Origin of the sequence: Streptomyces sp. UNOB3_S3 (genome assembly GCF_020740895.1) — a bacterium.
Classification (GTDB): Bacteria; Actinomycetota; Actinomycetes; order Streptomycetales; family Streptomycetaceae; genus Streptomyces.
Window position 1 is genome coordinate 1 of record NZ_JAILXP010000457.1, and the last position, 5,129, is coordinate 5,129.

At 72.3% G+C, this 5,129-nt stretch carries 4 protein-coding genes; 3 read left to right on the forward strand and 1 reads right to left on the reverse strand.

From position 1 onward, the window contains the following. The 3 genes from malQ to K6I33_RS31610 all read left to right on the forward strand — a co-directional run. On the forward strand, positions 1 to 1,507 hold a 1,507-nt coding region (malQ, locus tag K6I33_RS31600; protein ID WP_229357980.1), incomplete at its 5' end, for a 4-alpha-glucanotransferase. Between the two features lie 4 nt (positions 1,508 to 1,511). Beyond that, positions 1,512 to 1,781 (forward strand): hypothetical protein, encoded by a 270-nt coding sequence (locus K6I33_RS31605; RefSeq protein WP_229357981.1) that lies wholly within the window; start codon positions 1,512 to 1,514, stop codon positions 1,779 to 1,781. Between the two features lie 159 nt (positions 1,782 to 1,940). After that, on the forward strand, positions 1,941 to 2,906 hold the full coding sequence (locus K6I33_RS31610; protein WP_229357982.1) for an acyl-ACP desaturase: 966 nt from the start codon (positions 1,941 to 1,943) through the stop codon (positions 2,904 to 2,906). Positions 2,907 to 3,044: 138 nt separating this feature from the next. Here the strand turns inward: K6I33_RS31610 and pepN are convergent. Then, positions 3,045 to 5,129 (reverse strand): aminopeptidase N (gene pepN / locus K6I33_RS31615; protein WP_229357983.1); only part of this gene is annotated, 2,085 nt, incomplete at its 5' end.

Consider the following 5,129-nt stretch of genomic DNA (forward strand, 5'->3'; position numbering starts at 1 on the left):
CCCCGACCCCGTCCACCTGCGCGTCGAGGAGATCCCCGAGTTCGCCTATCTGACCGGAGCGGCGCGCGAGGAGGCCGGGACGCTGCTCACCCGCGCCGCCGCCCTCCGCGAGGCCGTCCTGCGTCACGGCGCGCTGATCGACCGCGACGCCGTCTGGGAGCTCAAGCGCCGGGCCCTGGAGCTGCTGCGGGCCGTCCCCGCGTCCCCCGGCCGCCGCGCCGCCTACGCCACCTTCCTCGCCGAGGGCGGCCAGGCCCTCGACGACCACTCCACCTGGTGCGCCCTCGCCGAGGCCCACGGCCCCGACTGGCGGTCCTGGCCCGCCGGGCTGCGCGACCCCCGCTCGGCCCGCACCGCCCGCGCCCGCGGCGAGCTGCTGGACCGCGTCGACTTCCACTGCTGGCTCGCCTGGCTCACCGACGGGCAGCTGGCCGCCGCCCAGCGGGCCGCCCGCGACGCCGGCATGCGGATCGGCCTCGTCCACGACCTGGCCGTCGGCGTCCACCCCTCCGGCGCGGACGCCTGGGCCCAGCAGGACGCCTTCGCCGCCGGGATGTCCATCGGCGCGCCCCCCGACGCCTTCAGCCCCCACGGCCAGGACTGGGGCCTGCCGCCCTGGCGCCCCGACGCCCTCGCCGCCACCGGCTACGCCCCCTACCGCGATCTGCTGCGCGGGCTGCTGCGGCACGCGGGGGCGCTGCGGATCGACCATGTGATGGGCCTGTTCCGGCTCTGGTGGGTGCCCCAGGGCCACGAGCCCCGGCGCGGCGCCTATGTGCGCTACGACGCCGAGGCGATGCTGGGCGTCCTCGCCCTGGAGGCGCACCGCGCGGGCGCCGCCGTCATCGGCGAGGACCTGGGCACCGTCGAGCCCGGCGTCCGGGAGGCCCTGGCCGAGCGCGGGGTGCTCGGCACCTCGGTGCTGTGGTTCGAGAAGGACTACGCGTCCGGCGAGAATCCCGAACCCCTGCCCCCGGAGCGCTGGCGCGAGGCCTGCCTGGCCACCGCCACCACCCATGACCTGCCCAGCACCGCCGCCCGGCTGACCGGCGACCATGTGGCGCTGCGGCACCGGCTCGGGCTGCTCACCCGGCCGCTCGACGTCGAGCAGCGCGAGGACGCGGCGGACGTCGCCCGCTGGCTGGCCGTCCTCGGCCGGCTGGGCCTGCTGCCGGAGGGGCCCGGCGACGAGGAGGGGGCGGTCCTGGCCGTCCACCGCTTCCTGCTGCGCACCCCGGCCCGGCTGGTCGGCGTCTGGCTGCCGGACGCGGTCGGGGACCGCCGCCCGCAGAACCTGCCGGGCACCTGGGACCAGTACCCGAACTGGCGGCTGCCCGTCGCCGACGCCTCGGGCCGGCCGCTGTCGCTGGAGGAGCTGGTGGCCTCGCCCCGGCTCCAGGCCCTGGTGGACGAGGTACGGGCCCTGGCGGGTGCGGGTCCCCGGGTCGGGACGGGGGTCGATAGGCCACCCCGGGCGCGCGGCCCCCACGCCGGTCCGATAATTTGAGGTTGTGAGCAATAAGGTCAACAAGAACGCCGTGCGCGCCGGTGCGATCTCCGCCGGCACGCTGCTGATGCTGCTGATGTCGTCCCCCGCGTTCGCGCTCACCCGCGACGACGGTGACGACCCGGGCCCCGGCCTGAGCGTGATCAATACGCTCGGCCTCTACGTGGCCGCACCGATCGTCCTCTTCCTGGTCATCGCGGGCCTGACCATGGTCCTCGCCAGGAACTCCGACAACGCCGCGACCCACACCGTCAACACTCACCACTCGCGCTGACACCACCGCGCGGAAGCGAAAGCCGGTACCCCTCGGGGTGCCGGCTTTTTTGCCGCCCTTTTCGCTGTAGGGACCACGGGCTTTGGCGTTCGGGGGACGGTTAACCTACGGTGTCGTAACCTACGCCACCGTAGGTGATGATCGTTCCAGGAGCTGCCCGTGACCATCGCCCCCACTTCCCCCGGCTCGGCCGTATGGAGCGACAGCCGTCTGCTGTACGCGCTCGAGGAAGTCGTCGAGACCGAGCTGAACCGCCACCTGAAGGTCGCCAAGGAATGGATGCCGCACGAGTACGTGCCGTGGAGCGACGGGCGGAACTTCGACGGCGTCATGGGCGGCGAGGCCTGGGCGCCCGAGCAGTCCAAGGTCACTGACATCGGGCGCACCGCCCTCGTCGTCAACCTGCTGACCGAGGACAATCTCCCCAGCTACCACCACGAGATCGCCCAGCTCTTCGGCCGCGACGGGGCCTGGGGCACCTGGGTGCACCGCTGGACGGCGGAGGAGGGGCGGCACGGCATCGTCATGCGCGACTACCTGCTCACCTCGCGTGCCGTCGACCCGGTCGCGCTGGAGCGGTTCCGGATGCAGCACATGTCGGAGGGCTTCGAGTCCGACAACCGCCACAGCATGCTCCACTCGGTGGCCTACGTCGCCTTCCAGGAGCTGGCCACGCGGATCTCGCACCGCAACACCGGCCACCACTCCGGCGACCCGGTCTGCGACCGCATGCTCGCGCGGATCGCCACCGACGAGAACCTTCACATGGTCTTCTACCGCAACCTGCTCAAGCAGGCCTTCGTGCTGGCGCCCGACCAGACGATGAGCGCGGTGCGGGACGTCGTCACCGGCTTCCGGATGCCGGGCCACGGCATCCCCGGCTTCGAGCGGGCGGCCGCCACGATGGCGATCGGGGGGATCTACAACCTGCGGATCCACCACGACGACGTGCTGCAGCCGGTGCTGCGCTTCCTGAAGGTCCTGGAGATCGACGGGCTGGGCCCGGAGGGTCTCCAGGCCCAGGAGGAGCTGGGCCTGTTCATGGAGGACCTGGACGACCAGGGCCGTAAGTTCGAAGAGCGCCGCCAGGCCCTGCTGGCCCGCCGCGCCGCGCGCCAGGGATAGCCGAAACGCCGGACGGGCTGTGACATCAGCCCGTCCGGCGTTTGAGGACAAGGCACAGCAGCCCGTCCGGCGTTTGAGGACAAGGCACAGCAGCCCGTCCGGCGTTCGAGGACGACGCGCGTCGGCGCGGACTACGGACTACGCCGTCGCGGCCGCGTCCGCCGCCTGCGCCTTGAGCGCCCGCTCGACGCCCGCGCGAGCCTCCGTCACCAGCCGCCGCAGCGCGGCGTTCGGCTCGGCCGAGGCCAGCCACGCGTCCGTGGCGTCCAGCGTGGCCTGGGAGACCTGGAGGGCCGGGTAGAGGCCGATCGCGATCTGCTGGGCCATCTCGTGGCTGCGCTTGCCCCAGACGTCCTTGACCACCGCGAAGTACCGCTCCGCGTACGACGCGAGGAGCTCGCGCTGGTCGGCCTGCTGGAAGCCGCTGATGACCGACTCCTGCACCGCGTTGGGCAGCTTGTCGGACTCGACGACCGACGCCCAGGCCTCGGCCTTGGCCTCGGCCGTCGGGCGGGCGGCCCGCGCCCACGCGGCGTGCTCCTCGCCCGCCGACGTCTTGTCGCGCTCCAGCTCGGCGGCGATGGCCTTCTCGTCGGCGCGGCCCGTCGCGGCCAGCCGGCCGAGCAGGTCCCAGCGCAGCTCGGTGTCGACGACCAGGCCCTCGACGGTCTCGGTGCCCTCCAGCAGCCCGGCGAGCAGGGCCAGCTGGGCGTCGGTGCGGGCGGTGGCCGAGAAGGCCCGGGCCCAGGCCAGCTGGTGGTCGCTGCCCGGCTCCGCCGCGCGCAGGTGGGTGAGCGTCGCCTCGGTCCACTTCGCCAGGCCCGTCTCGCGCCAGGCCGGGGAGGCGTAGAGCTCCAGGGCGGTCTTGACCTGGCGCTGGAGCGACTGCACCACGCCGATGTCCGACTCCTTGGCGATGCCCGAGAGGACCAGGTCCAGGTAGTCGCGGGTGGCCAGCTCGCCGTCGCGGGTCATGTCCCAGGCCGAGGCCCAGCACAGGGCGCGGGGGAGGGACTCGGCGAAGTCGCCCAGGTGCTGGGTGACGGTCGCCAGGGACTCGGCGTCCAGACGCACCTTGGCGTACGACAGGTCGTCGTCGTTGAGCAGCACGACCGCGGGGCGGGCCTTGCCGACCAGCTGCGGGACCTCGGTGAGCTCGCCGTCGACGTCCAGCTCGACGCGCTCCTGGCGGACGAGCTTGCCGTCCTTCAGCTCGTAGAGGCCGATCGCGATGCGGTGCGGACGCAGGGTGCCACGCGGCGGAGCCGCATCATCGGACACAGCGCCCTTGGCGCCGGCGGGCAGGGCCGGGGCCTCCTGGCGGACGGCGAAGGCGGTGATGACGCCGGCGGCGTCCGTGGTGATCTCGGGGCGCAGGATGTTGATGCCCGCCGTCTCCAGCCACTTCTTCGACCAGGCCTTCAGGTCGCGGCCGGAGGTCTTCTCCAGGGCGCCCAGCAGGTCGGAGAGCCGGGTGTTGCCGTAGGCGTGGGCCTTGAAGTAGGCCTGCACGCCCTGGAAGAAGGCGTCCATGCCGACGTAGGCGACCAGCTGCTTGAGGACGGACGCGCCCTTGGCGTAGGTGATGCCGTCGAAGTTGACCAGGACGTCGTCCAGGTCACGGATCTCCGCCATGATCGGGTGGGTGGAGGGCAGCTGGTCCTGCCGGTACGCCCAGGTCTTCATGGAGTTGGCGAACGTGGTCCACGAGTGGGGCCACTTGCTGCCGGGGGCGTAGGCCTGGCAGGCGATGGAGGTGTACGTGGCGAACGACTCGTTCAGCCAGAGGTCGTTCCACCACTCCATGGTGACCAGGTCGCCGAACCACATGTGGGCCAGCTCGTGGAGGATCGTCTCGGCGCGCACCTCGTACGAGGCGTCCGTGACCTTCGAGCGGAAGACGTACTGGTCGCGGATGGTGACCGCGCCCGCGTTCTCCATGGCGCCGGCGTTGAACTCCGGCACGAAGAGCTGGTCGTACTTGGCGAAGGGGTAGGCGTAGTCGAACTTCTCCTGGAACCAGTCGAAGCCCTGCCGCGTGACCTCGAAGATCGCGTCGGCGTCCAGGAACTCGGCGAGCGAGGGACGGCAGTAGATGCCCAGCGGGACGGACTGCCCGTCCTTCTCGTACGAGCTGTGCACCGAGTGGTACGGGCCGGCGATCAGCGCGGTGATGTACGTCGAGATGCGGGGGGTGGGCTCGAAGCGCCAGACGTTGTCGGC